Origin of the sequence: Acinetobacter marinus, assembly GCF_900096915.1 — a bacterium.
GTDB classification, from domain to species: Bacteria; Pseudomonadota; Gammaproteobacteria; order Pseudomonadales; family Moraxellaceae; genus Acinetobacter; species Acinetobacter marinus.
The window spans coordinates 233,396-259,104 of record NZ_FMYK01000001.1; the positions used below are offsets into that span (position 1 = coordinate 233,396).

Genomic DNA, 25,709 nt, shown 5'->3' on the forward strand with positions numbered 1-25,709 from the left:
ATTTTCTTTTTTCCTACTTTTTTCTTTTTGCACTATTTTGGAGTTTTGCGATGCAAAATCAAAGTCAACATCATGCGCTGATTCAGTCTCTGCCAAAAGCAGAGTTGCATGTGCATATCGAAGGCACTTTTGAACCTGAGCTGATGTTTGAAATTGCACAGCGTAATCACGTGGATATTCCATATGCTTCGGTTGATGATCTCAAAAAAGCCTATGATTTTCACAACCTACAATCATTCTTAGACATCTATTATGCAGGGGCGAATGTACTACTACATGAGCAAGATTTCTATGATTTGACCTATGCTTATTTTGAAAAATGCAAAGCCGACAATGTAGTGCATACCGAGATTTTCTTTGATCCGCAAACCCATACCGATCGTGGCGTGGCATTTGCAACCGTGATCAATGGGATTGAGCGAGCGTGCCAAGATGCCAAGAAAAACTTGGGCATTAGTTCATATTTGATCATGTGTTTCTTGCGTCATTTAAGCGAAGAAGCAGCATTTGAAACTTTGGCGCAGGCAAAACCGTACAAAGATAAAATCATCGCTGTGGGACTGGATTCAAGTGAAGTAGGACATCCGCCAAGTAAGTTTGAGCGGGTATTTAAGGAAGCCAAAACACAAGGCTATCTGATCGTGGCGCATGCAGGTGAAGAAGGGCCGCCAGAATATATTTGGGAAGCATTAGACTTGCTTCAAGTTAATCGTATTGATCATGGTGTACGCTGTGAAGAAGATGAGCAGTTGATGGCTCGTTTAATCGCTGAGAAGATGCCTTTAACCGTGTGCCCATTGAGTAATCTCAAGCTCTGCGTAGTGGATGATATGCAACAGCACAATATCAAACGCTTACTCGATCAAGGCGTTAATGTCACAGTGAATTCAGACGATCCAGCCTATTTTGGTGGCTATATGAATGATAACTTCTATGCAATTTCTGACGCATTAGATTTGTCATCACAAGATATTCGTCAACTTGCATCGAACTCATTCCAAGCGAGCTTTTTACCTGAAGCTGAAAAAGCACAGTGGATGGAAAAAGTCGTCAAGAGTTAATATTTTCCACCGAGCATAAAAAAGCTGAACATGAAGTTCAGCTTTTTTGTTTTACAGTGACGGCTTAGATTAGAATTTTACTTCCATACCAAGACCAAATACAGTTTCTTTGTCTTCTGCACGATCATAAGCTACTTGTAGTGCTTCATTGATTTTGGTTTGTGCCAGTACGCCATAAAGTTTAGTTTGCTTATTGAGCTTATAGTCCACACCGAGACCATAGCGATCAATTTCACGATCATCCCAACCATCTGCAGAGGTTTCTGCTGCGATGTATTCACCTTTTACAGTCCATGCAGTTGAAGGAATGCTATAGGCTAAAGTGATGCCAAATGCTTGTTCTTCAAGGCTTTCTGCACCATCCAAATCATCTGACGGCTCAGCATGTTGGAACAAACCACCAAGCACTAGACCGTCAGCGCCGATTTTAGAAAAGTCATAAGAACCTGTTAAGCGGTAAGCATCGGTATACAGCTTGTCGCTATCTAAGCCAGCCCATTTTGATTGCACATCAAAGTTGCCAGCTAGAGCCAATGCTAAGCCAATGTCACTTTCATAGCTTACAGAAGTTGAAATACTGTCGCCGAAGCCGTCACGTGAATTACTCGCATCATCTTCATCACCTTCGCCTTGTTGTGCCATGATATTGAACTGCACACCACCAAGCATTTTTGGATCAGATTCAAAACCGATGACGTTATTTAAACGATCTTCACCAACCAAAACATCGGTGAAATCAAGGCGAGTGTGGTCACCGAAAATGTCTTGTGCACTACCTGCAGCAGTTTTGAAATATGAGTCAAATTTACCTGCTTTCACTGTACCCACATTGGCAAATTTCACACCCAAGAAGCGATTACGTGCACTTAAATCCGTGTCCGAACCAGCGCCATCCGTTGATACGCCCCATTCAGCCAAGTACACCGCAGAGATCGTATCCGTTAGGGCTTCTTCACCTTTGATGCCGATACGTGATGCGTTAGAGTTGAGTTCAGTGACTTTATCATCGCTAAAATCTGCATTAGAAACTTGATCAAGGGTAACATTCAATTTACCGTACAAAGTGGGTGCAGCATGAACTGTACTTAGGCTAAGCGTTGCAACAGCTGTGGCAAGTAGTAATTTTTTCATTGAAACAAACTCCAGATTTTTTGGGATAACTTGTCGTGCCGACACAACCCGATGTTTTTATGCACGACAAGCAGTAAGCCTTGTTATGTCTTATGCAACTCAAATCTTTAGATTAAATTTACATAAGGTTACGAACTTGTGAGCAAGTATCTGGATTTTGTATGACAGAAACATGACTGTAATATTGCAGTTATATGACATTGAATTATCTGATATTTTAGAATTATCTTTGATTGTTATTTTTATAGAATGTTTTTTAATCACTAAAACAAGGCAGCAACATTGTGCCGAAAGTGCGTTAAAACATGTGGGGATTTGGCAAATCAAGCAAGCAAATTAGTCCAACAGAAGCTGATACATTAACCGAGAAAATCGTATCGGTTGCTGAGCGACCAAAGCATGTCCAGCGCCCTCAAAAATATGCAACTTTGCATCGCTGAGTTGGCGAGCGATGTCTATTTGTCCTTCGGCAGGATAGAGCACAGATTGCTGACCAATCAAGAAATGTGCTGGCGTTGTGAGTGAGAAAAGTACCGCACGATAATCATGCTGGTGCTGACGGTAGCTATTCAGATACCAAAATAAATAATCCACACTGTGAAAAGGGAGCAGTTTGAGCTGCATCGTTTTGGCGATATTTGACGGTGCTATTTGCTCAAAAAATGTAAATCGTTGGGAATAGGATTTTTGTGATTTGTGCTGTGGCAAACCGACTTTCTGTAAGGTGACAAATTCATCAAACAAAGGCAAAAACAGTTGTTTGATGTGTAATGGTAATTGTTTTAAAGGTTGATGAAGCTGTCGATAGGGCGTAAGCAAATGCAGTAATCGATCCAAAATATCTAAAAAAACCGCTTGCTGATCGCCATACAAACCAAATTGCCAATCGGACTGATTGCGAATGCATGGACTTTGGTCAATATGGATATAGCGTTTGATTTTATGGGAAAAATTGCCATATTTCATGCCGTGCATCGCCGTTGTTGCACCCATTGAATAGGCGATGAGATCAATGCCGTGTGCAAGATTTTCGACTGCGGAAATGTGTTCGACTAAGCACGCTACATCACGCCAATGGCTTGCAATGGCATCGCATGCAAAATCGGCATCAGTTGGAATTTGACAATCTTTGGAGCGACCAAAACCGCGAAAATCAGGAATATAGAATTTTCGATGCGCAAGACTACTGGCGATAAAAGGCAACCATTGCCAGCTACTCATCCCGAGCCCTGATAAGATCAATACAGGTCTGCCACGACCAATTTCTCGGACAAAAAGACGCTGTTGATCTGGCATGGTGTAGTAGGGCATTCCTTATTCCTATGTTGAATTTTTATTCAATATTCTTTGGATTTTAAAATACATTTCACACATTTTCGTATTTGCATCTATGCGAAATCATTTTAGTGATTGGATACGGATATGGTGTCTGTATCCTGTTCTAATAGCGCAATGACTTCTTTGAGCCAATCAATCCAGCCCAGTTCAAAGGCGATCCCCAGTTCGAGGATTTTGTGCTGAATGCGTGTCGTGCGGGCAGGAGTCGAATTTTGTTTATGCTGATCTCGCTCGGCGATATGCTGATACAGCACATACTGTGCTTGATGTAAATCGAGGTGACGTCTGAGTTCTGGCAAGATACTCGCACCACCGAGTTGCGCTTCGGCACGTAACTTAACCATGAGTTCATCCCGCAGTTTGCTCGGTGCATCCTGCTGCGCTACCCAGCGTTGTAATTCTGTTCGACCTTCGACTTCGACTTGATAGGTTTTTTTACGGGAATCGGTGTCGTCCGTGGCAATCGGTTGAATCCAGCCCTTCACTTGCATCTGTTTCAATTCACGATAGATCTGCTGATGGGTCGCATTCCAAAAAAAGCCCATCGAGCGATCAAAGCGTCGAGCCAGTTCGATGCCTGTACTTGGTTTTTCTAAAAGACTGGTTAAAAGAACATGTGCTAAGGACATCGTACGGTTTCATTCCATCGGTAATATGGGTCAGTAAAACAGTCTATTTTTCAATTCGGCTGTTTATTCAATTTGGCTGTGTTGGGACAGATTGCTTTGGCTACATTTTGCATCGCTTTGCGCCAAATTGTAAGTTATTCTGCAACATATTGCATAGTTTCTGATACTACACGGTTTCTGATATTGCATCGCAACTTGGCTTGGTTTATAACGTGTGAACGACAAATATAAGCCATTCAATCCAAGCATCGGTGATATGCGATACGCTGAATGTTAAGCAGTTGGGATGATTAAATTATCCGCTATATCGGTTTCGATGATGAAGGTCTTAATCATGAAGGTCTTGATCATTGAAGCGGATAAAGCACTGTGTAACGACCTATGCGGATTGATCAGCCACAGGAGAACTCATGTCGCATTATCCGCATTTATTACAGCCATTGGATTTAGGCTTCACCACATTAAAAAATCGAGTCTTGATGGGCTCAATGCATATCGGCTTAGAAGAAGCACCGAATGGCTATGCACGTATGGCGAGCTTTTATGCCAAGCGGGCGCAAGGCGGCGTCGGGTTGATTGTGACAGGTGGCATTGCGCCGAATGATGCAGGACGTACTTTTGATCATGCAGCAAAGCTAGACACCACCGAAGAGGCGGATAAGCACAAAGTCATCACTGAGGCAGTGCATGAAGCTGGCGGTAAAATTGCGCTACAAATTTTGCATACAGGGCGCTATTCCTATCAGGAAAATATCGTTGCGCCATCTGCGGTACAAGCACCGATTAACGCCGTAAAGCCGAAACAACTGAGTAGTGCCGAAGTACATCAAACCATTGCTGACTTTGTCAATTGTGCACGACTTGCACAATACGCAGGCTATGATGGCGTAGAAATCATGGGCTCAGAAGGTTATCTGATCAATGAATTTATCGCTGAACGCACCAATCACCGTGATGATGAATGGGGTGGAAGCTATGAAAATCGCATGCGCTTCCCAATCGAGATCGTCAAAAAAACCCGTGAAGCGGTGGGCGAGCATTTTATTATTATTTATCGTTTGTCGATGTTGGATTTGGTTGAGGGTGGCTCGACTTTAGAAGAAGTAATTCAGCTCGGCAAAGCCATCGAACAGGCGGGTGCCACCATTATCAATACAGGCATCGGCTGGCACGAAGCACGTATTCCAACCATCGCCACCAAAGTCCCTCGAGCTGCCTTTACGTGGGTCACAGAAAAGCTAAAAAAACATCTAAAAGTCCCGTTAATTACCTCAAACCGTATTAATACCCCTGAAGTTGCAGAATTCGTTCTAGCACAAGGTCATGGCGATATGGTGTCGATGGCACGTCCTATGCTTGCCGATCCTGATTTTGTCAACAAAGCCAGCGAAGGGCGAAGTGATGAGATTAATAGCTGTATCGGTTGTAATCAGGCTTGTTTGGATCATATTTTTAGCAATAAAATCGCCACCTGTTTAGTGAATCCTGAAGCGGCTTATGAAACAGAATTACTTTTCCCATTAGCCAGTGAAGCCAAGCAAATCGCTGTGGTCGGTGCAGGTCCAGCGGGCTGTAGCTTTGCACTGTATGCCGCAAGACGTGGACATCAGGTGACTTTGTTTGAAGCAGACAGTCTGGTCGGTGGACAATTTAACATTGCCAAAACCATTCCAGGCAAAGAAGAGTTTTATGAAACGCTACGTTATTTCAAACGACAAATTGAACTGAGTGACAATATCACACTCAAGCTCAATCATCGTGTGAGCTTTGACGAGCTGAATAAAGATGATTTTGATGCCGTGGTTGTGGCAACAGGCGTCACACCACGCCAAGTCGATTTTGAAGGTGCTGATGCAGAGCAAGTGGTCAGCTATCTGGATGTACTCAAACACAAAAAGTATGTCGGTAAGCGCATTGCGATCATTGGGGCAGGTGGCATCGGCTTTGATACCGCAGAGTATCTACTGCAAGAAGGTGAAAGTGCCACCATGCACCCTGAGGTGTTTTATCGTCAATGGGGTATCGACAAAGCCTACCAAAATGAAGGCGGTGTTATGCCTGCACAGCACGAAGAACCGATTCGAGAGCTGTATTTATTACAACGCAAAAACAGTGCGGTTGGTGCCAATCTCGGTAAAACCACAGGCTGGATTCACCGTACAGGTTTAAAAAATCATCAAGTTAAAATGCTCTCTGGGGTGCGCTATGACAAGTTTGATGCAGATGGTTTGCATATCCATGTCAATGATGAAGCGAAACTACTCCCCGTTGATCACGTGGTGGTCTGTGCTGGGCAAGAATCTTTTACTGCAATGTATGATGAGCTCAAGCAAGTCGGCAAAGACGTGTATTTGATCGGTGGCGCAAAGGAGGCGGGTGAGCTGGATGCGAAACGTGCCATTCGACAAGGTGCCGAGCTTGCTGCAAAGATTTAGGCTGGCACAGCACATTCTGATAGCGCAGATGATTCTTAAAACAAATTGTGACGAAATTCGCATGTTGTATTGATGAAAATTTCGCTATAAATAACGTCACGATAAAGCACTGTGCCTACAGAAAATTATGAGGGCAATACCCATATTTCTTGGTGTATTGCCTTGTGTATTTAGAAAATTTTGAATATAGAGAAAAATGATGTTACGACACCTTTGGGCGTTTTTAAAATGGCTGGTCATTATTCTGCTCCTTCTAGCATTATGCGCCTATTTATTCTTAACCTTTGCGCCAACTTTTGGCGGTCAACCTGATGCGCAAAGTCAAAAGCGTTTTGCGGATTCAACGCATTTTAATGGTGAAATCTTTAAAAATTTAATCCCAACAAAAATGGATACCTCATCTGATAAAAGCCCATCGATGGCATCGGTGCTGTATCGTTTGGTCAGCCCTGAAGCCAATAAAAATCCAACCGCCGCATTGCAGACCATCGCCTTAAATTTTAAAAACCAGCCTTTACAAAATGGACAACTGGTATGGCTTGGACATTCTTCGGTATTATTTCGTAGTGATGATCTGACCATCATGACCGACCCTGTGTTTAATCGTGCCTCACCGATTCCGCTGGGTGGCAAAGCGTTTGCAATGACCAACACACCGACGATCGATGATATGCCAAAGATCGATGCCGTGATTATTTCTCACGATCATTATGACCATCTGGATCATCACGCCATTCAAGACCTCAATGATAAAGTTGGACATTTCTATGTGCCACTTGGGGTAAAAGCGCACTTACAACGCTGGGATGTGCCCAACGAGAAAATCACTGAAATGGATTGGTACGATGAGGTTCAACTGAAAAATATTCGCTTGATCTTCACGCCATCTCGTCATTTTAGTGGACGAACCTTCGAGCGTAATACCACCCTGTGGGGCTCATGGGTGGTGAAGTCTCCGAATTTGTCGCTGTATTTTAGTGGCGATGGTGGGTATTCGCCTGAGTTTGCCAAGATCGGTCAGCAGTTTGGACCGTTTGATATTGCGCTGGTTGAAGATGGTGCTTATAACCAAGACTGGGCGCAGATTCACATGTTCCCAGAACAGTCCGTACAAGCCGCCGTAGATCTGAATGCCAAAGCGATGTTGCCGATCCATTGGGGTAAGTTCGATTTGTCCTTACATCAGTGGCGTGATCCGATCGAACGTGTGCAAAAAGCCATTGCCAAGACCTCTGTGACCTTAACCACACCGATGATTGGCGAAGTGTTTTCAATTCAGGCTTTGCCACAGCATGAATGGTGGAAATCGCCGTATGCGACAGATTATCAAACGACGGCTAAAAATACATCAAAAAACACAGCTAAGAACACAGACACACCTTAAAGATATGAAAGACACTAAAGATATGAAAGTTTAATCATCAGGAGTCATAACAATGTCGATGCATGAAATTGAAGACTTGATCGAAATCACCATTCGAACATTGCACAGTTCGGATATTCCTGCGGCAGAAAAGCGCCAACTGTTCGCCAATTGCTATCGTTTACAGGCATATTTCGATACCAGTTATACCCATTTTCGCCTGATGGATATTCTGCTAGAAAATGACTATATGCAGACCTATCGCATCGATGATTTCCCTCTGGCAAAGAAATATCCTGACTATTACCAAGACTTAAAAAGTAAAAGATTCGAATACCTCAATGAATATCCTGAGGATCAGCAAGTACAAAGTGATGTAGAGCATGACATCAACGCCGACATCGACGTTGAAGATCAAGATAATGACATCATTGCGGTGTGGGATCGAGATTCAGACTTGATTTATGTCGAGTTTGGCACGCCGTATTACACTCTACATGACGAAACCGTGGTCTATGACAAGGCATTGGCTGTCGCCGTCAAAATTATTGAGCTGGTTCATCAAAGCAAGCCAAACCTTGCCTATGACTGGGCGCTCTTTATGGTGTTTTATTTACTCGAAGAAGTGGAAGCGGGTAAAGTCGATCAGCTCATTGAAGATTACTTTTCTAAAATTCAGCCGATTATTACAAACATATCGCCTGATCACGATGCCTTGTGTTTAGCAGAAATGAGCGATATTGACCAAGAACAACGTCAAGAATGGTTTGGCGAAAGCACCAATCGGGTGTTGGATTATCTCAAAATTTAATCATCCAAAACATTCAAAAATAATCAGGGCAGTCACGATGCGCTGCCCTTGATGATTAAATTATTCTGCCAGTTGATCAGCAGAAATAATGTGTACCCCTAACTTTTGTTCTAATGCCGATTGTAATAGCACTTTGGCAATATTTTGCGCAGGACTCAGTCGCCACGATTTGGGTAAAAAGCCATTGATCGGACGCATGATTTTTAACATGATTTTTTCGCCGAGACGAAATTCGTCACGATTGCCATCGATCAAGCCTGGACGAACCAAAGTCAACGATGGAAAGTGTAGCTGTTGCAAGGCATTTTCCAGCTCACCTTTGACTTGATTGTAAAAAATACGGGAATTCGCATCAGCACCCATCGCCGAATTCAGCACATAGGTGGAAATATGGTTTTCCTTGGCGATTTTTGCAAAGGTTAAAAGGAAATCATAATCGACTTTGCGAAAAGCATTCTTGGAACCTGCTTGTTTCATAGTGGTGCCAAGCGCACAAATCACCGCATCAATGTCATTGAGATTGAGTTTGCTTGGTAGTTGTGCATCGATATGAGCAAAATCAAGCTGAAACTGCTGTAATTTGTCGTGCTCCATCGGCATCAGTCTGCGCACTGGGGTGTAGACTTTGGTAATGCGAGGATGATGAAGGGCAAGGCTCAACACTTGTTGACCGACCACACCTGTCGCACCGAGCAGTAAAATATTCATGATTCAATCCTTTGTAAAACTTAATGGCTTAAAATTTATCTGCTTTGAAACTCAACTGAGTTAAAATTCATCGTTTTAATCTGTTTTGACTATAAAAGAATTCACAGCTTAGGCAAGAATAACTTTGTGAATTTATACTGACTGAAGCAATCTTCAGCCATAAAAAAACCTTTAACAGTATCTACCATTAAAGGTTTCGATTCAGTTTTTGCGTAAAGCAAAATTGAACGGGTTTAGTTTTCTTCAGGTGCAGGGCTGTGTTCTTCCACCAAAGTGCGTAATTCGCCATTTTGGAACATTTCCATCATGATGTCGCTACCCCCGATCAATTCTTTGTTGACCCACAGCTGTGGGAAAGTTGGCCAGTTGGCAATCGCAGGCAAAGTTGCGCGAATATCTTGATTTTCAAGAATATTAACATAGGCAAAAGGGCGACCAATTTGGCTCAAGATTTCTACTGCACGGGCAGAAAAACCACACTGTGGAAACTGTGGTGTCCCTTTCATGTACAGTAATACCGCATGTTTGGCGATTTGATCACGGATCAAGGCTTCGGTATCACGAGCTTGTTCAGTCATTTTCATTTCCTCTGTTTCAATCGGTCTATTATAGCCAAAAGTACTTGTTTACACAGCGTTAATTCACATTTTTTAGTAGTTGCTACTGAAAAAGGCTTGGACGAGTGTGGATTTCGTTATACATTTGATGGGTTTAGAAATTATTTTTTCAAGGGAATTTTTTCTAAGACATTATTGATCTTAAATAACGATCTAAATAATGGTTTCTAATATTGATTTTTAATATTGATTTTATATAGAGATAAATCATGACACAGTATAGCAAGGCGCCCGTTCAGACCAATCAACCCTCACATCTGATGCAAACTTATGCACGTCAGCCGATTGCGTTTGTCCGAGGGCGAGGTGCTTATCTGTATACAGAAGATGGTACGGAATATTTAGATGCATTGTCAGGGATTGCGGTGTGTGGTTTAGGGCATGCACATCCTGTGATTGCCGCAGCGATTGCCGATCAAGCACAAACATTGATTCATACCAGTAATTTGTATGAAATTCCTTGGCAAACTGCGGCGGCGCAAAAGCTGGCTGAAATTTCAGGCATGGATGAGGTGTTTTTTGCCAATAGTGGTGCAGAAGCCAATGAAGGGGCGATTAAAATTGCCCGCAAATATGGTAATGACAAAGATATTTTGAATGGCAAAATTATTGTTGCTGAAAAGTCATTTCATGGACGCACCTTGGCGACACTTTCTGCAACAGGCAATGCCAAAGTACAGGAAGGTTTTGCGCCGTTAGTCGATAGTTTCTTGCGTGTGCCTTATGGCGACATTGATGCCATCGAAAAATTGGCATTGACCCATCCTGATATTGTGGCAATTTTTGTCGAGCCAATCCAAGGCGAGGGTGGTGTCAATACCGCACCGCAGGGCTTTCAATATCTGCAACAATTACGTGATCTCTGCGATCAACATGACTGGTTGCTGATGCTGGATGAAGTGCAAACGGGTAATGGACGGACTGGCAAATATTTTGCCTATCAACATACCAATATCCGACCTGATGTGGTGACCACTGCGAAAGGTTTGGGCAATGGTTTTCCGATTGGTGCAGTGCTCACTAGCGCTAAAGCGGTCGGTGTACTTGCTGCGGGCAATCACGGTTCGACCTATGGCGGGACAGCGTTGGGTAGCCGAGTGGTCTGTACAGTGATTGACTGTTTGGTTGATGAAGCAGCGATTCTAAATGCTGCAAAAATTGGTCAATATCTTGCAGATGAGTTTAACCGCCGACTCTCTGTACATGATGTCAATGTGCGTGGTTTTGGCATGATGATTGGGATTGAGTTGCCAAAAGATTGCGCAGAATTGGTCGCTCGTGCCCGAGATGAAAAACAACTTATCATTAATGTCACGGCGGGTAATGTGGTGCGTTTGTTGCCACCACTCAATCTGACCCAAGCAGAGGCAGATCAAGTGCTTGATCGTTTGGTACCACTGATTGAAGACTTCTTGGGATAATTCTGTTTTAAATTTTGAGTTAAAAAAAGGTTCTCGAATTGAGAACCTTTTTTAGTTTGAACAATAATTTAGAAGAAACTGCTAAAGAACAACTTGATATGATCAATCATACGGGCAAAGAAACCAGCTTCTTCAACTGCTTTGAGTACTACCAAAGGCTGTTCAGCAACCACTTTACCATTGGAAATTGCAGTAATTTTACCAACCACTTGACCTTGTTTGAGCGGTGCACGAAGCTCAGGATTGACTTGGAGTTTGGTCTCGATTTTATCTGCTTGACCTTTAGGCATGGTTGCAGCGAGCGCATCAACAATGCCCAATTGCACTTGATCTTCTGTACCAAACCACACTGGGCTGGTCGCTAAGGCTTGTTTTGCTGGACGAATGGTAGTGGTTTCAAAGTTGCCAAAACCCCAGTTGAGCAATTCACGGGTTTGAGATGCACGTGCTTGCATGGTTGGTGCGCCCATGATCACGGTGATCAAACGCATTGGACCACGTTTACTTGATGTAGTTAAGCAAAAGCCTGCTTCATTGGTATGACCTGTTTTTAGACCATCTACACTTGGATCAGTGTAGAGCAAAGCATTACGGTTACCTTGTTTGATACCATTAAAGGTAAACTCTTTTTCTGAATAAATCGGATAATATTTTGAGCTGTCATGGATAATGTGTTTTGCCAGATTCGCCATATCCAGCGCACTAGAGTAATGTCCTTCGGCTGGCATACCTGTTGAATTGACAAAATTGGTATTGCTCATGCCAATACGCTTGGCTTCTTGGTTCATCATGTGGGCAAAGGTGCCCTCATTGCCTGCGATATGTTCCGCCATGGCTTTAGAGGCATCATTACCAGACTGAATGATAATGCCACGTAACATTTCTAAAGCTGTTGCCGTACCGTTGAGCGGCACATACATACATGATTCGCTACTACTACCACGGCACCACGCAGACTCATTCATACGGACTTTTTCGTCTTCGGTGAGTTCGCCTTTGAGTAGTTTTTGCTCGATGATGTAACTGGTCATCATCTTGGTCATTGATGCAGGTGCAAGATGCTCATTTTCATTTTTTGCAGCGAGAATTTTGCCAGAGTCATAATCCATGATCACATAAGACTTGTTGTCTAATTCTGGTGGCGAGGCGATCACTGTTGCGGCATAGCTAAATTGAAAAGTGGTACTCAGCAGTAGCGTTGTTGTGGCAAAAGTTTTTGTGTAGGTCATTGTTGAAGCAAAACGGCGAGCCATGCGATTTATCCAGTCCGAATTTTAACAAAATCTAAAAATAGCATTCTAAAATAGCAAAGCGCTTAAACCAAACGATTTAAGCGCTTTTTCAAAAATATTTTGTTAAGTCAACAGCGATAAATGTGAACCACAGCGTGCTTTATGATTGATCGCATCAATTATGATGATTTTTTGCCCCAGTTAATGACATCGAGGCAGACAGCACGGTTTTCTTCACGGCTGGCTTTGGCAGCATCTTGGCGTGCTTGCTTGAGTACAGGTTGGTAGTCACTTTCTTCGCTTAAGGCTTGTACCGCAAGGACGGGATCAGAAATACCTGGTAAAAGATCGGTCAAGACACGTTTATAGCCTTGATCAAAATTGGCATTTTTACCAATAATGTCTGGGCAGATTTCAGAGAGCACTTGTACCACAGCGATTTCTTCTTTGGTGGTCTGAATCGCTGGGGTGATTTCGATATTGTCTTTATCTTGTGCTGGTGCAGTGCTTTGAGCCATCGCTGTAGCGCTTAATCCAGAGAACATCAGTGCAATTACAGTACTTTTAAGAGCAGTCTTCATCAAATTTTGCATTATAAAATAACCTTCAATTCATCACGTTTCAAAAAATTTGTCTTACAATAGCCACAGTTCTAAACTGTGACTAGATGATTTTTGTAGACTTTTTTATAGAGTGTTTTTGTGAATATTTTAATTTCTAACGATGATGGTGTGTTTGCACCTGGCATTCAGGCTTTGGCAAAAGCCCTCACTGAGATTGCCAATGTGACTGTGGTTGCGCCTGAAAGTGAGCGTAGTGGCTTTTCTTCAGCGCTCACTTTGGATCGTCCACTGCGGGCTGTCGAAATTTCCCCGCAGGTTTGGGCGGTAAATGGCACACCAGCAGATTGCGTCTATTTATCCATGAATGGCTTGCTTGAACATATTCAATCCGAGCACAGTGACGGTCAGCAGTTCGATTTGGTGGTGTCTGGTATCAATAGTGGACCAAACCTTGGTGATGATGTGTTGTATTCAGGCACTGTGGGCGCAGCGTTTGAAGGGCGCTTGATGAAACAACCTGCGATCGCAGTATCCTTTGCAGGGCCAAATGTGCGTAGCTATGAACATCCTGATGATTATGCCAAAGCTGCAAATTGGGTCAAAGATTTTATTGCCAACGGCTTACCGAGCCTGCCACCACGGCATATTTTAAATATCAATATTCCTGATGTGGACGATTATGCTGGGGTGCAAATCACCCATCTTGGGCGTCGTTCGCAGTCCAAGCCGATCACCAGCCATGTTGATCCACGTGGTCGCCAAGTGTATTGGATTGGTTTGTCAGGTGAAGCCATCGTTGAACCGAGCCAAAATGCGGCAGGGGTGCAGTCAGATTTTTATGCGATCACGCATGGCTATATTAGTATCACACCGATCCAAATGGATTCGACCAATTATGCGGTTTTGGATGAAATGTCTGAGTGGCTACGTGGCAATGAGACCACGGCATCACAAGACTAGACGGTTTTGGTCGGTATACGCACAACGCTTTTGCAACAAAGGCTGGGTAAAAAAACAGCATTTGTAAGCAAATATGTTATTGCTTTGTGACAATCGGCATGCCGCTTGCTATTTTTTGCCATGCTTTTGTTATGCTGATTGGCATTCATTGAGCGTATTTGAATTTAATTTGCTTTAAAACCGACATCGCTTTGCGCTGTCATGTTGAGGATGTAGGAAATTTTATCCATGGAATACCGTGCTATTCGAACTGCCATGACACTTGGCGTATTATCTAGTGTACTTTTGGTGGGCTGTGCGTCCAAGCCAATCACCAGTCAGCAAAGCTCCCGTGTATTTTATGTGCCTGAATTTTATACGGTCAAACCAGGTGATAGTCTGAGCAAAATTGCCATGAAATATGGCTTAGATTATCGCAATGTTGCTAGCTTAAATAATATTCAGGTCATGGATAAAATCTATGTCAATCAGTCGCTTCGACTACGTGGCAATAGCAGCAATGATTCTCGACTGGTCAAAACACAGCCGATCCAAGAACAGGGTAGCATTCAACGTGAAAGTGTCCTAGCACAGGCGCAATCCGCACAAGTGCCGAATCAAGTCAATGTCGTTCAGCCGAATATGCCAAATGCACAGCCTTCGGTTGGTTTAGGCACGACGCCGACGCCTACAGTCAACCCAACCCCGATTGGCACATCGACCCAAGGTTTAAATTGGGTGATGCCAAGTAATGGGCGTGTGATTGATCGTTATGACCTCAGTCAAAATAAAAAAGGCATTCGTTTTGCGGGTAATGCGGGTGATCCAATCTATGCCGCAGCGGCTGGTGAAGTGGTCTATGCTGATGATGGACTTAAAGAATATGGTCAATTAGTCTTAGTTCGACATACAAATGGTTACATTACGGCTTACGCACACAATAGCAAACTACTCGTCAAAAACGGCGATAAAGTGACAGCAGGTCAAAAAATTGCTGAGATGGGCAGCACAGGAACCAATAAAACCATGCTCGAGTTCCAAATTCGTCTCGATGGCAAGCCGATTGATCCCGTTTCAATTTTGCCAATTAGTTGAGCTCAAGCTGTTTTCATTCGGTAGAATTTCGTTTAGTATCAAATTTTTAAGTCATTTGAGAAATCAACCGTGTTGGAAAATCTTCGTGCGATGGGGGTCTTTGCTTGCGTAGTAGAGCGTGGATCATTTAGTGGTGCTGCCAAAGATTTGGGCATCACCACCAGTGCTGTGAGTCAACAAATTCGTTCGCTAGAAATCGAGCTGAATGTGACCCTTTTGCATCGTTCAACACGAAAAATCAGCATGACTGAAGCTGGTCAGGCTTTTTTCCAAAGCTGTCAGGAAATGATGGCTGCCGCTGAGCGAGGCAAAATTCGCATCAGCGAGCTTCAAGATGATTTAATTGGGGAACTTCGCTTAGCGACTTCGCCAGAGCTGGCGTCTTTGCACATCGTTCCTGCACTTTCTCGTTGGATGATGGCGCATGAAACTTTGAAAGTGAACATCATGGCGTCAGAGCAATATCTGAATCTGATTGATGAGCGTATCGATGTTGCGGTGCGAATGAGTCAGCATATTAGTGATGATGATTTTGAAGTCTATCCAATGGCGCGCGTGCAACAGGTCTTGATTGCTTCACCAAGCTATATTAGTCAACGTGGCAATATCGAACATCCGCATGATTTGCTAAATCATCAACTGCTTCCTGTTGATTTAATGAAAAAATTCTCAAAATTAAAATTTCACAATGACAGCACCAATGAAACAGTTGAGCTGGAAATGCCTGTTAAAATCCGCACCAATAATGTGTTTGTCATGAAAACACTGTGCATGGAAGGGCACGGTATTGGACGTATTTTACATCTGGATGCGCAAAAAGATCTGAAGCATGGTAATTTTGTCGAAGTGCTCCCTGATTGGAAATTGCCAGAATATACCTTATATGCAGTCACTCTGAAGCGTGAACAACAGCCTGTCAAAGTGATCCGTTGTATTGAAACGCTGAAAAGTTATTTTTCGCAGTTACCTGGTGGTCGCTAAACTCAATCCGTTTTAGCTGAACAGCATTGTTAAGTTGTTCAATCTTTGCGGATTTTATACTTGTTTTCTCCATGATTTTGTGTAGATATATACATTGGGCTTACAGACAAAGGAATGTTTTACTCTGTAATATTGTGTTGCTGATCACATTTTTAAAATTTGATCTTCAATAAATGCCAAACATCGTAAATACCTTTTCGGATATGCAAAAATAAGGGACAGACATGACAAATTTAGCGAGTTTAGTCGAAGCGATTGCCAAACAAGCATTGGGCGGTCAAAACAATAGCAATCAGCAAAATTCACAACAAAACAGCCAACAAAGTAACGATGCAGGTGGCTTAGGTGGCATCTTGGGCTCTGTACTGGGTCAACTCAATGGTGGAAATAGCCAACAAGGGCAGTCTTCTGGTGGCTTAGGCAGTATTTTGGGCTCGGTACTTGGACAGCTCAATGGTGGTGGAAACCAAAATCAAGGCAGTGGTTCGAGCTTTGGTGGTGGTAAAAGTGCGCTGTTGGTTGCGGTATTGCCGATCGTTCTGGCGTGGATTCAAAAGCAAGGTGGTCTACAAGGTGCTTTGGATAAACTGACTAAATCGGGGTTGGGCGGACAAGCCCAATCTTGGGTAGATCCAAATACGGCACAAAATCAAAATGTTGAAGAACAGCATGTCGAACAACTATTTGATGATCAGGATGTAGAGCAAGTTGCCAATCAAACTAACGAGTCAAAGCAGAATGTCTATGCTGCGATTGCGACGGTATTGCCACAAATTATTGATTCACTGACACCTCAAGGTCAATCGAGCAGTCAATCTGAAGCCAATAATGATATTCAAAATATCCTCAATAGTTTGAATATTCGTTAACGATGGCTTGAGTAATAAATTTGAGCAATAAAAAAGCTGAACTCGATGGTTCAGCTTTTTTGTGAAATTTAAAAAATGAATCAGTTGATGATTACTTCATTTTTTTCAGTTTCTTTTTCAGCTTTTTGACTTTACCTTCTTGCTTGTCAATTTTGTTCAAGCGTTGCTTGATTTCACGCTTTACTGATTTCAATTTTTGCTTTACTGCGACTTTTTTACTGACTTTCTTCGCCATTATCATACTCCTAAGATTTGCTGATGCTATGCCGATTGGTTGTTCACCAAGCTAGAATAAATACAACAAATTCAATCATTAAAATTTGACTTGATCTATGAAATTTATTACATCTTGCAGATCAAGACCTACACAATAACCTTATCGCCTGCACAGTGCTAGTGCAAGTTTACGTACCTTTTGTAATATGAATACAACATGCGCTAACGTGCTGAAAAACCGAATATCTCGCTCGAAGTCGCTATGCCAGAACCATTGATTATGCTTAAATATTGGGGAATCGTTTCATAAATTTCATAACATTAGGAAGACCGTGTTGATGCGCTCAGATCAAAACAGCTCAGCTCAAAATAGCAGTGATCAAGAAATTGCCTTACAGATGCGTCAGTTGATTCAGATTTTAGCCAAACATAATCATGCCTATTATGTGATGGATCAGCCGAGCATTAGCGATGCGGAATACGATCAACTGTTTCATCAACTCAAAGCCTTAGAACAACAATATCCTGAATCCATCCAAAATGATTCGCCAACGCAGAAAGTCGGCGGTGAAGCCTTAAAAAAATTCCAATCCATCAAACATGCAGTGCCGATGTTGTCGCTAGGTAATGTCTTTAATTTTGATGAGCTCAAATCATTTGATCAACGTATTCAAGATCGTTTGCCCAATCAAAAAGTACAATATGATGTTGAACTGAAACTCGATGGTTTGGCGATTTCACTGTGGTACAAAAATGGTCAGCTGGTGCAAGGCGTGACCCGTGGCGATGGTGAAACAGGTGAGGACATTAGTCAAAACGTGCGAACTGTTCGTAACATTCCATTGCAGTTGACTCATAGCAAAGATGAGCTTCCTGAATTATTAGAAGTGCGTGGCGAGGTCTTAATTCCTAAATCAGGCTTTGAAAAGCTCAATCGTGAAGCAGAACAAAAAGGTGAAAAAACCTTTGCCAATCCACGTAATGCCGCCGCAGGAAGTCTACGCCAACTTGATCCGAAAATTGCTGCAAGCCGACCACTTGCATTTTATGCGTACGGTATAGCGCAGTGCGAACCGCATCATGATTTGGATTCGATGAGTGCCAGTTTGCATTGGTTAAAAACATTAGGTTTTGAAATCGCCGAGCGACAATGGCTCGTGGATAGCATCGAAGATGTAGAAAATTGCTATCAAGAAATTATGCAAGAGCGTCCAAATCTCTCCGTTGAGATTGACGGTATGGTGATCAAAGTCGATAGCCTACAACAACAAAAACAACTTGGATTCTTGAGTCGTGAGCCACGTTGGGCGACGGCGTATAAATTCCCTGCACAAGCTGCGCTGACGACGGTTGATAATATCGAGTGGCAAGTCGGGCGTACAGGTACGCTGACACCTGTGGCACGTCTAAAACCTGTCTTCGTCGGTGGTGTGACGGTATCCAATGTTACGCTACACAATATTGGCGAGATTCATCGTCTTGATGTGCGAGTCGGTGATACGGTCAGCGTGTATCGGACTGGCGACGTGATTCCTAAAGTGGAAAAAGTCTGGCAAGAATTCCGTCCTGATACAGCGCAAGTGGTTGAATTACCGAGTCAATGTCCAGTATGTGAGTCGCCTGTGGTGATGCCTGAAGGTGAGGCATTGGCACGTTGCTCGGGTGGTTTGTACTGTGCGGCGCAGCGTATTGAAGCGATTCGCCATTTCGTGGCGCGTAAGGCGATGGATATCGAAGGCTTGGGCGATCGTTGGGTCGAGTCTTTGCTACACCTAGAATTACTGGATAATGTGGCTGATATTTACAGTTTGCATTTGCACCATGAAAAATTACTCACTATTGATAAGATGGGTGAAAAATCCGTACAGAACTTAATTGATGCGATTGAGCAAAGTAAAGAAACTGAGCTACACCGATTTATCTATGCGCTCGGTATTCGTGGAGTGGGAGAAACTACTGCTCGGATGCTTGCCAATCAATTCCAAACTTTAGATGCGTTGATGTCGGCGGATTTAGAACAACTCAAGAAAACGCCTGATGTTGGCGACATTACCGCAGAATGGATTTTTGATTTCTTCCATGCTGAGCATAATATTGAAGTGATTCAGGCCTTACTTGATGCAGGGATTCACTGGGCTGCACCGCAAGCACCGACACGTCAGCCACTCAATGGGGAAAGTTGGGTGGTGACAGGTACGCTTGCTAGTATGGGGCGTGATGAGGCGACACAGCGATTGCAGGCGCTTGGTGCGAGGGTATCGGGTAGTGTATCGAGCAAGACCAAATGTGTGGTGGCAGGTGAGAAAGCAGGCAGTAAACTGGATAAAGCGGAAAAGCTTGGTGTGGCGGTGATGAATGAAGATCAGTTTTTGCAGATGTTAGGTGGATTTGAAGGATAAACGTTGGTTGAAAGTTAGCTTTTGACGGAACTTCACGAGCATGTTATATAAAGTTCTTAAAACAAACGTTAACACTAATCCAAATAAAGCGCCAAGGGCAATAGTGAAATGTACATATCTAAAATAAGTCTTGTCAATTATAGAAATTTCGCCAATTCGTATTTTAAGTTTAATGAAGGAATTAACACTGTTATAGGTGAAAATGGTTCAGGAAAGACAAACATTTTTAGAGCTATCAGATTGCTTTTGGAAGATGCTTCTCTACAGTTTGCCTATAAACTAACTGAAGGTGATTTTAATAGAACTCTAGACAAAGGAAGATGGAAAGGGCATTGGATAATTATCAGTATTGAATTTGATGAACTAAATGATGAAGAAGCCATTCAATCATTATTCATACACGGAACCGGCATTGCCGAAGCTGACTATGTAGAAAAAGCTACATACAATCTTTTTTTTCGCCCAAAAGCAGACATCAGACAAAAACTTTCGGAGTTAGCTGAAGGCGACAAAGTGGGATTACAATCTATACTTGATGATATTAACATTTTAGATAATTATGAAACATTTTTTACAGGGAAAAGCACAGCGGATTTTAACGACCCTGATGTATACAAAGAACTTGTAGGTGATTTTGAAAATGTTGTTTTCCCTTCTGCTATTGACGCATCAAAATTTGGTTCTAAAATCCCTCATCAGTTATCTGTTGCAAAAGAAGTTTCATTTACTTTTATACAGGCACTAAGAGATGTTGTAAGCGATTTTCATAATAACAGAACCAATCCGCTACTCACTCTTTTAAAAAATAAAAGTGGCGAAATTAAAGATTCTGATTACCAACCCATCAGCGATTTAGTAAAAGATTTGAATGAAAGCATTGAAGGACTTCCTGATGTACAGACTATCCGTAAGGATATTAAAACTACAATTCAGGATGCTGTTGGGCTTACTTATTCTCCCTCATCCTTATCTATAAAATCCAGCGTTCCTGATGAAGCAGAAAAATTGCTTCAATCTTTAAAACTATTTATCGGGGAACCGGGGGAAGAATATGAAGGTGGTATTCATGAGTTAAGCTTGGGAGGTGCTAACCTTATCTTTTTAACACTAAAACTTTTAGAATTTAAGTATCGAAAGTCAAAAGATACTTTCGCAAATTTCTTAATTATAGAAGAGCCAGAGGCTCATATCCATAATCATATTCAGAAAACATTGTTCGACAAATTAGATTATGGTGATACTCAAATCATATATTCAACCCACTCTACTCAGATATCTGAAGTCAGTAATGTAGAAAACATAAACATCTTAGCTAAAAAATTAAACTATGCAGAAGTTTATCAGCCTTCTACAGGCTTAGGTGCAGAAAACATTAATCAAGTACAACGCTACTTGGATGCTGTAAGAACCAATTTGCTCTTCGCTAAAGGTGTGATTTTGGTAGAAGGCGATGCCGAAGAAATTCTAATCCCAATTGTAGTAAAGAAAGTTTTGGGGGTAAGCTTGGACGAGTTGGGTATAAGTTTGATAAATATAAGAAGTACTGGGTTTGAAAATGTTGCACAACTTTTTCATAATGAAAGGATAAAAAGGAAATGTGCTATTCTTACTGATTTAGATGATGCTATTTGTGATACCACAATTAATGATATTGATGATAGTGAACGATTAATAAAGTATAAGAGAAAAGTTGAAGCATCTAAACAAAAAGGTTTAGAGCGTAAGGCTAAGTTAGATGCTTTTGAAGCTGGAAATGATTGGGTAAAAACTTTTTATGCTGATTATACTTTTGAAGTAGATTTTCTAGCAGAAGGAAATGAAGATGAAATATTAGCAATTATTGATAAAGTTTATACGGATCCACCAACAAGAAAGCTAGCAAAAGAAAATATTGAAAGTGATGAGATAGCTATTTATGGAAAGCGGGTTCTTACAATGGCAAAACAAGAAGGAAAAGGTTGGTTTGCAATTATGCTAGGCAAACATATTTCGTATAAGACTGAAATTCCAGCTTATATTCTTGATGCTATCCTTTTTGCAAAGGAAACATATTCTTCAAACATAGTTGCTGACATTATTCAGTACAGAATGAATAAACATTTTGAGGATGATGACACCTTGGATTTTACAAGTTGTAAAAAGGAACTTTTGAAATATAGGAAAGGGGCAAATAAATTGGAAGACTTAATTTTTGATTTTGACCGTGTACTGCCAAATGACCAAATTTTAACCCTAATAGACAAACTGAAGTAGTTATGTTTATTTGGGAAAAAGATAGTATCAATATAGAACAAGAAAATGCAATTCTTGAAGATAATAGCGTGCTTCTTATTGCTTGTCCTGGAAGCGGTAAAACGAGAACCCTTACATTCAAAATTGCTTATGAATTAAGCAGGTTGAAATCAGACAAGGAATTCGTTATAGCCATAACCTATACTAATAGGGCTTCCGATGAGATAAAGGAGCGTGTTGAGTTATTAGGTGTTGATACGACACAATTATGGATTGGCACTATCCATTCTTTTTGTATGGAATGGATTTTAAAGCCATATCATTTGTATTCCGAAAGATTGAAGAACGGCTTTAAGGTTATCAATTCTTTTGACAGTGAAAAGATATTGACCGAATTATGCAAGCCCTATAAAGAGGAAAAAATAACCTATTATGATTGTGGCATCCTTGCCAAAACGGATAATTTCTATTTGACTTGTCTAGACACAAAAAAGCATAACTCATTGCAAAAAATTTTGGGGGAATATTTCGCAATCCTCGAAAAAAACCGACAGATTGATTTTGAACAAATTTTGTTTTACGCTTATGAAATACTCAAATCAAAACCAGTTGTAGCAAATATTCTATCAAAATTATTTTCTTTTATTTTAATTGATGAATATCAAGATACTAAGGAAATACAGTATCACATCATATCTAAAATATTAAGCGTAAGCAAAGGCAATTCAAAAACACTTATTGTTGGCGACCCAAACCAATCTATTTACGACTCGTTGGGAGGCTACCCAATGCCTAAAGATGAATTAGAAAAATTATTAGGATTTGAATTGACCCCATTAAGCTTAGATAAAAACTATAGGTCATCGTCGGCTATTATCAGCTATTTTGATTATTATAAAACTTTCGAAACTCCAATTGTTGCATTTGGTAATGGAAAAGATTATCCAAGTACAATTACATTCAATTCAGTTGTCTCAGTAGATGATTTAATTGAAGAATTAGCTCAGTTAATTTTGTATAATGTAAAAACAGCTGGAATTAACCCAAACGAAATATGTATCACTGCTCCTCAATGGGTTCATATCGCAAGTATTACAAGAAAACTGATCATCAGACTTCCTGATTTCAGTTTTGACGGACCAGGAATGGCTCCTTTTTCTCGGGATATTGATAATTTTTGGTTCAAGGTTTCAAGAGTTGCATTGACCGAACCTTCTCCATTTATGTATTTAAAAAGGTTAAGGTGGAGTGAAGAAATTTTAAATGAATTGGATAGTTCGGGAGTCGATGTTTCAAATGTAAGCAGTAAAGAATTCTTAAGAATTTGTAATTCTTTGGAAATAAACGAAACAGATGGTTTGACTTATTTAAAAATTTTCTTTAATAAGATTTGTGAAAATTTAAAAATTGTACTACCTCATTTTCATATGTTACATGAGCATTTCAATTCATTTTTTGCAAGTTCTGAAAGTAGAATTCAGAAACTGATTGATGATGGAAATCTATATATTGGGGATATTGAAAATTTCCGAAAGGTATTCAGACAGCGGGATGGAATTACCGTTTCCACGATACACGGAACAAAAGGTGAAGAATACGATACAGTTATTGGCTTTGGCTTGTTGGAAGGTTATGTTCCTCATTTTAATGATAAAAATGGTGTTGAAAATTCAAAGAAACTTTTGTATGTTTTAGCTTCAAGAGCAAGAAAAAATTTACATCTTATTTCTGAAAAATATAGAAATGTTCATCGGCATTACGCACCCGAAGGAAAACGACCAACCCCACACTTAATAGAATACAATTATGACTATTCTGCAATGGATTACGGATAAAATGCGTTTGTTCCAATGGCGACTGATGTGCTTCCATGAAATATTTGTATAAGGTTCAACAGCTGTAATTCTGTTGAACTTTTGTACTAAAAATTCGTTACTACGCCAAACCGTTAATCTCCAAGAACAAATTTCAAAAATAAAAAAATCCAAACGTCTTAACATTTGGATTTTTTAACGCACAGCTTTTAAAGTAAAAACTTACTTTTCAACAAAAGCACGTTCGATCACATAGTCGCCCATCACACCCATACGCGGTGACTCAACCAAACCATGTTGATCAAGCAATGCCGCCACATCTTTCAAGAACGCAGGGCTACCGCAAAGCATGGCACGATCGGTTTCACGATTGAATTTTGGCAAACCGATTTTTTCAAATAGCGTACCTTCTTCGATATGCGTGGTGACACGACCTTGCGTATGGAACGGCTCACGCGTCACGGTTGGGAAATAGATCAATTTTTCTTTGATCAACAAATCTTCAAACCATTCATTGTTTGGCAGTTCATCCAAGATCAAATCTTGATAAGCCAACTCACTGACATAACGTACACCGTGTACCAAGATCACTTTTTCATATTTTTCATAAGTTTCAGGATCACGAATCAGTGATAAAAATGGCGCAAGACCTGTACCTGAAGAAAGGAAATACAAATTTTTTCCAGGTAACAAATCATCATGCACCAAAGTACCTGTCGGTTTTTTCGAGATCAGAATCTCATCGCCAACTTGGACTTTTTGCAAGATCGACGTCAACGGACCGTCTTGTACCTTGATCGAGAAAAACTCTAACTCTTCCTCATAATTGGCACTGGCAATCGAGTAGGCACGCATCAATGGTTTGCCATTCACTTCCAAACCGATCATCACAAACTGACCATTCTTAAAACGTAGGGCAGTGTCACGAGTGGTTTTAAAACTAAATAAAGTATCATTCCAGTGATGAACGTGAGTGATACGTTCTACATTAAATGCAGCCATTTACTTCTCAATAATTGCTCAATAAAAACAGACTGCTATTCTAATCTAAAACTATTCTCGATACACTGAATATAATTAATGGTCTTTATCAAAAAAAGTGATGAATCATCAAATTTCTATACCAATTATCGGATATATGCGCTCACCTTATGTCGAAAAATTTGGTATTCCAAGACAATCAAACCTAGTAAATACAACAAGTTATATTGAGCTGATTGCACCTTATGATGAGCTCAACGCATTTCAAGGGATAGCGCAGTTTAGTCACCTGTGGTTGCTTTGGCAATTTCATGCTAACGATATGAAAAAAAGTGATAAAGCGCAAAATATCAGCAAATCATTCCAGCCGATGATTCGACCACCACGCTTAGGGGGCAATCAGAAAATCGGTGTGTTTGCCAGTCGCAGTATGTATCGACCATCGCAGATTGGTTTATCGGTAGTACAGTTTCTCGAAGTGAAAAAGGTAGACAATGTATTACGTTTGTATGTACAAGGTGCTGATATTTTGGATGGTACGCCGATTGTAGATATCAAACCGTATCTTGCCTATGCCGATGCAATTCCTGATGCCGTAAGTGGTTATGCACCTGATGCACCGCAGATTTTACAGGTCGTTTGGTCAGAAGAAGCTCTAATTCAAAAGAAAAATTTAATAAATGGAAAAAATGCGACTGAACAGATATTTCAAGAGTTAGAACAAGTGCTTGCGCAAAATCCAAAACCTGCCTATCACGATGATCCTGATCGGGTTTATGGACTCAGTTTTGCCAATCTAAATGTCAAATTTCATATTCAACAACAAAGCATTATGATCCTTGCTGTTGAACAGTGCTAAATCTACTTTTGTATC

At 41.2% G+C, this 25,709-nt stretch carries 23 protein-coding genes; 14 read left to right on the top strand and 9 right to left on the bottom strand.

Going from position 1 to position 25,709, the window contains the following annotated elements; translation table 11 throughout:
• The first annotated feature begins 50 nt into the window (after nucleotides 1-50).
• Nucleotides 51-1,061, top strand: coding sequence for an adenosine deaminase (locus BLQ60_RS01090; protein WP_092614754.1), 1,011 nt, complete (start codon nucleotides 51-53; stop codon nucleotides 1,059-1,061).
• A gap of 69 nt (nucleotides 1,062-1,130) precedes the next feature.
• Here the strand turns inward: BLQ60_RS01090 and BLQ60_RS01095 are convergent, their stop codons facing one another.
• Entirely contained in the window at nucleotides 1,131-2,192 is a 1,062-nt protein-coding gene (locus tag BLQ60_RS01095; RefSeq protein WP_092614757.1) for a porin, read from the bottom strand.
• Between the two features lie 172 nt (nucleotides 2,193-2,364).
• Here BLQ60_RS01095 and BLQ60_RS14005 point away from each other — a divergent pair, with 172 nt between their 5' ends.
• Nucleotides 2,365-2,532, top strand: coding sequence for a hypothetical protein (locus tag BLQ60_RS14005; RefSeq protein ID WP_171259023.1), 168 nt, complete (start codon nucleotides 2,365-2,367; stop codon nucleotides 2,530-2,532).
• On the opposite strand, the gene BLQ60_RS01100 is transcribed toward BLQ60_RS14005, so the two are convergent.
• Both BLQ60_RS01100 and BLQ60_RS01105 read right to left on the bottom strand, forming a co-directional pair.
• The gene (locus BLQ60_RS01100; protein ID WP_092614760.1) at nucleotides 2,529-3,503 is read right to left on the bottom strand and encodes an alpha/beta fold hydrolase; all 975 of its coding nucleotides are present in this window, start codon (nucleotides 3,501-3,503) and stop codon (nucleotides 2,529-2,531) included. The genes BLQ60_RS14005 and BLQ60_RS01100 overlap by 4 nt on opposite strands.
• A gap of 92 nt (nucleotides 3,504-3,595) precedes the next feature.
• Entirely contained in the window at nucleotides 3,596-4,159 is a 564-nt protein-coding gene (locus tag BLQ60_RS01105; RefSeq protein ID WP_092614763.1) for a PadR family transcriptional regulator, read from the bottom strand.
• Between the two features lie 410 nt (nucleotides 4,160-4,569).
• Between BLQ60_RS01105 and BLQ60_RS01110 the strand changes: the two genes are divergently transcribed.
• The 3 genes from BLQ60_RS01110 (at nucleotide 4,570) to BLQ60_RS01120 (ending at nucleotide 8,768) form a co-directional block, all read left to right on the top strand.
• Nucleotides 4,570-6,594, top strand: coding sequence for an FAD-dependent oxidoreductase (locus tag BLQ60_RS01110; protein WP_092614766.1), 2,025 nt, complete (start codon nucleotides 4,570-4,572; stop codon nucleotides 6,592-6,594).
• A 196-nt stretch (nucleotides 6,595-6,790) separates the two neighbouring features.
• Entirely contained in the window at nucleotides 6,791-7,978 is a 1,188-nt protein-coding gene (locus BLQ60_RS01115; RefSeq protein WP_092614769.1) for an MBL fold metallo-hydrolase, read from the top strand.
• A 52-nt stretch (nucleotides 7,979-8,030) separates the two neighbouring features.
• Nucleotides 8,031-8,768, top strand: a complete 738-nt coding sequence (locus BLQ60_RS01120) for a hypothetical protein (RefSeq protein ID WP_092614772.1) — start codon at nucleotides 8,031-8,033, stop codon at nucleotides 8,766-8,768.
• Nucleotides 8,769-8,828: 60 nt separating this feature from the next.
• On the opposite strand, the gene BLQ60_RS01125 is transcribed toward BLQ60_RS01120, so the two are convergent.
• Nucleotides 8,829-9,476, bottom strand: coding sequence for an NAD(P)H-binding protein (locus BLQ60_RS01125; RefSeq protein ID WP_092614775.1), 648 nt, complete (start codon nucleotides 9,474-9,476; stop codon nucleotides 8,829-8,831).
• 233 nt (nucleotides 9,477-9,709) lie between these two features.
• Entirely contained in the window at nucleotides 9,710-10,054 is a 345-nt protein-coding gene (grxD, locus tag BLQ60_RS01130; protein WP_092614778.1) for a Grx4 family monothiol glutaredoxin, read from the bottom strand.
• A gap of 248 nt (nucleotides 10,055-10,302) precedes the next feature.
• Here grxD and BLQ60_RS01135 point away from each other — a divergent pair, with 248 nt between their 5' ends.
• Nucleotides 10,303-11,514 (top strand): aspartate aminotransferase family protein, encoded by a 1,212-nt coding sequence (locus BLQ60_RS01135; RefSeq protein WP_092614781.1) that lies wholly within the window; start codon nucleotides 10,303-10,305, stop codon nucleotides 11,512-11,514.
• 68 nt (nucleotides 11,515-11,582) lie between these two features.
• On the opposite strand, the gene dacC is transcribed toward BLQ60_RS01135, so the two are convergent.
• Nucleotides 11,583-12,743, bottom strand: a complete 1,161-nt coding sequence (gene dacC / locus BLQ60_RS01140) for a D-alanyl-D-alanine carboxypeptidase PBP5/6 (protein WP_092615959.1) — start codon at nucleotides 12,741-12,743, stop codon at nucleotides 11,583-11,585.
• Between the two features lie 182 nt (nucleotides 12,744-12,925).
• Nucleotides 12,926-13,327, bottom strand: coding sequence for an MCR_0457 family protein (locus BLQ60_RS01145; RefSeq protein WP_143005163.1), 402 nt, complete (start codon nucleotides 13,325-13,327; stop codon nucleotides 12,926-12,928).
• A gap of 120 nt (nucleotides 13,328-13,447) precedes the next feature.
• Here BLQ60_RS01145 and surE point away from each other — a divergent pair, with 120 nt between their 5' ends.
• The 4 genes from surE (at nucleotide 13,448) to BLQ60_RS01165 (ending at nucleotide 17,193) form a co-directional block, all read left to right on the top strand.
• A complete protein-coding gene (gene surE, locus BLQ60_RS01150; protein WP_092614787.1) occupies nucleotides 13,448-14,269 on the top strand; it encodes a 5'/3'-nucleotidase SurE in 822 nt (273 codons plus the stop codon).
• 228 nt (nucleotides 14,270-14,497) lie between these two features.
• A complete protein-coding gene (locus BLQ60_RS01155; RefSeq protein WP_092614791.1) occupies nucleotides 14,498-15,343 on the top strand; it encodes a peptidoglycan DD-metalloendopeptidase family protein in 846 nt (281 codons plus the stop codon).
• Nucleotides 15,344-15,412: 69 nt separating this feature from the next.
• Complete coding sequence (locus BLQ60_RS01160) at nucleotides 15,413-16,324, top strand: LysR family transcriptional regulator (protein ID WP_092614794.1); 912 nt, start codon at nucleotides 15,413-15,415, stop codon at nucleotides 16,322-16,324.
• A 224-nt stretch (nucleotides 16,325-16,548) separates the two neighbouring features.
• A complete protein-coding gene (locus BLQ60_RS01165; protein WP_092614797.1) occupies nucleotides 16,549-17,193 on the top strand; it encodes a YidB family protein in 645 nt (214 codons plus the stop codon).
• Between the two features lie 91 nt (nucleotides 17,194-17,284).
• On the opposite strand, the gene BLQ60_RS14010 is transcribed toward BLQ60_RS01165, so the two are convergent.
• Complete coding sequence (locus BLQ60_RS14010) at nucleotides 17,285-17,428, bottom strand: hypothetical protein (protein WP_171259024.1); 144 nt, start codon at nucleotides 17,426-17,428, stop codon at nucleotides 17,285-17,287.
• A 319-nt stretch (nucleotides 17,429-17,747) separates the two neighbouring features.
• On the opposite strand from BLQ60_RS14010, the gene ligA reads away from it, so the two are divergent.
• From ligA to BLQ60_RS01180, 3 genes are all read left to right on the top strand, one after another.
• The gene (gene ligA, locus BLQ60_RS01170; protein ID WP_092614800.1) at nucleotides 17,748-19,808 is read left to right on the top strand and encodes an NAD-dependent DNA ligase LigA; all 2,061 of its coding nucleotides are present in this window, start codon (nucleotides 17,748-17,750) and stop codon (nucleotides 19,806-19,808) included.
• Between the two features lie 108 nt (nucleotides 19,809-19,916).
• A complete protein-coding gene (locus tag BLQ60_RS01175; RefSeq protein ID WP_092614803.1) occupies nucleotides 19,917-22,061 on the top strand; it encodes an ATP-dependent nuclease in 2,145 nt (714 codons plus the stop codon).
• 2 nt (nucleotides 22,062-22,063) lie between these two features.
• Nucleotides 22,064-23,875, top strand: coding sequence for a UvrD-helicase domain-containing protein (locus BLQ60_RS01180; RefSeq protein WP_092614806.1), 1,812 nt, complete (start codon nucleotides 22,064-22,066; stop codon nucleotides 23,873-23,875).
• Between the two features lie 201 nt (nucleotides 23,876-24,076).
• Here the strand turns inward: BLQ60_RS01180 and BLQ60_RS01185 are convergent, their stop codons facing one another.
• Nucleotides 24,077-24,856 (bottom strand): ferredoxin--NADP reductase, encoded by a 780-nt coding sequence (locus BLQ60_RS01185; protein WP_092614809.1) that lies wholly within the window; start codon nucleotides 24,854-24,856, stop codon nucleotides 24,077-24,079.
• A gap of 100 nt (nucleotides 24,857-24,956) precedes the next feature.
• Here BLQ60_RS01185 and tsaA point away from each other — a divergent pair, with 100 nt between their 5' ends.
• Nucleotides 24,957-25,694: a tRNA (N6-threonylcarbamoyladenosine(37)-N6)-methyltransferase TrmO gene (gene tsaA / locus BLQ60_RS01190; RefSeq protein WP_092614813.1), complete on the top strand. Its 738-nt coding sequence runs from the start codon at nucleotides 24,957-24,959 to the stop codon at nucleotides 25,692-25,694.
• Nucleotides 25,695-25,709 lie beyond the last annotated feature (15 nt).

Coding starts and splice junctions, on each gene's coding strand:
- ligA (WP_092614800.1), top strand. CDS start 17,748: ATGCGCTCAGATCAAAACAGCTCAGCTCAAAATAGCAGTGATCAAGAA.
- BLQ60_RS14005 (WP_171259023.1), top strand. CDS start 2,365: ATGACTGTAATATTGCAGTTATATGACATTGAATTATCTGATATTTTA.
- BLQ60_RS01135 (WP_092614781.1), top strand. CDS start 10,303: ATGACACAGTATAGCAAGGCGCCCGTTCAGACCAATCAACCCTCACAT.
- BLQ60_RS01105 (WP_092614763.1), bottom strand. CDS start 4,159: ATGTCCTTAGCACATGTTCTTTTAACCAGTCTTTTAGAAAAACCAAGT.
- BLQ60_RS01120 (WP_092614772.1), top strand. CDS start 8,031: ATGTCGATGCATGAAATTGAAGACTTGATCGAAATCACCATTCGAACA.
- dacC (WP_092615959.1), bottom strand. CDS start 12,743: ATGACCTACACAAAAACTTTTGCCACAACAACGCTACTGCTGAGTACC.
- BLQ60_RS01145 (WP_143005163.1), bottom strand. CDS start 13,327: ATGAAGACTGCTCTTAAAAGTACTGTAATTGCACTGATGTTCTCTGGA.
- BLQ60_RS01155 (WP_092614791.1), top strand. CDS start 14,498: ATGGAATACCGTGCTATTCGAACTGCCATGACACTTGGCGTATTATCT.
- BLQ60_RS01175 (WP_092614803.1), top strand. CDS start 19,917: ATGTACATATCTAAAATAAGTCTTGTCAATTATAGAAATTTCGCCAAT.
- tsaA (WP_092614813.1), top strand. CDS start 24,957: ATGAATCATCAAATTTCTATACCAATTATCGGATATATGCGCTCACCT.
- BLQ60_RS01125 (WP_092614775.1), bottom strand. CDS start 9,476: ATGAATATTTTACTGCTCGGTGCGACAGGTGTGGTCGGTCAACAAGTG.
- BLQ60_RS01185 (WP_092614809.1), bottom strand. CDS start 24,856: ATGGCTGCATTTAATGTAGAACGTATCACTCACGTTCATCACTGGAAT.
- BLQ60_RS01180 (WP_092614806.1), top strand. CDS start 22,064: ATGTTTATTTGGGAAAAAGATAGTATCAATATAGAACAAGAAAATGCA.
- BLQ60_RS01090 (WP_092614754.1), top strand. CDS start 51: ATGCAAAATCAAAGTCAACATCATGCGCTGATTCAGTCTCTGCCAAAA.
- BLQ60_RS01095 (WP_092614757.1), bottom strand. CDS start 2,192: ATGAAAAAATTACTACTTGCCACAGCTGTTGCAACGCTTAGCCTAAGT.
- BLQ60_RS01165 (WP_092614797.1), top strand. CDS start 16,549: ATGACAAATTTAGCGAGTTTAGTCGAAGCGATTGCCAAACAAGCATTG.
- BLQ60_RS01110 (WP_092614766.1), top strand. CDS start 4,570: ATGTCGCATTATCCGCATTTATTACAGCCATTGGATTTAGGCTTCACC.
- BLQ60_RS01100 (WP_092614760.1), bottom strand. CDS start 3,503: ATGCCCTACTACACCATGCCAGATCAACAGCGTCTTTTTGTCCGAGAA.
- grxD (WP_092614778.1), bottom strand. CDS start 10,054: ATGACTGAACAAGCTCGTGATACCGAAGCCTTGATCCGTGATCAAATC.
- BLQ60_RS14010 (WP_171259024.1), bottom strand. CDS start 17,428: ATGGCGAAGAAAGTCAGTAAAAAAGTCGCAGTAAAGCAAAAATTGAAA.
- BLQ60_RS01115 (WP_092614769.1), top strand. CDS start 6,791: ATGATGTTACGACACCTTTGGGCGTTTTTAAAATGGCTGGTCATTATT.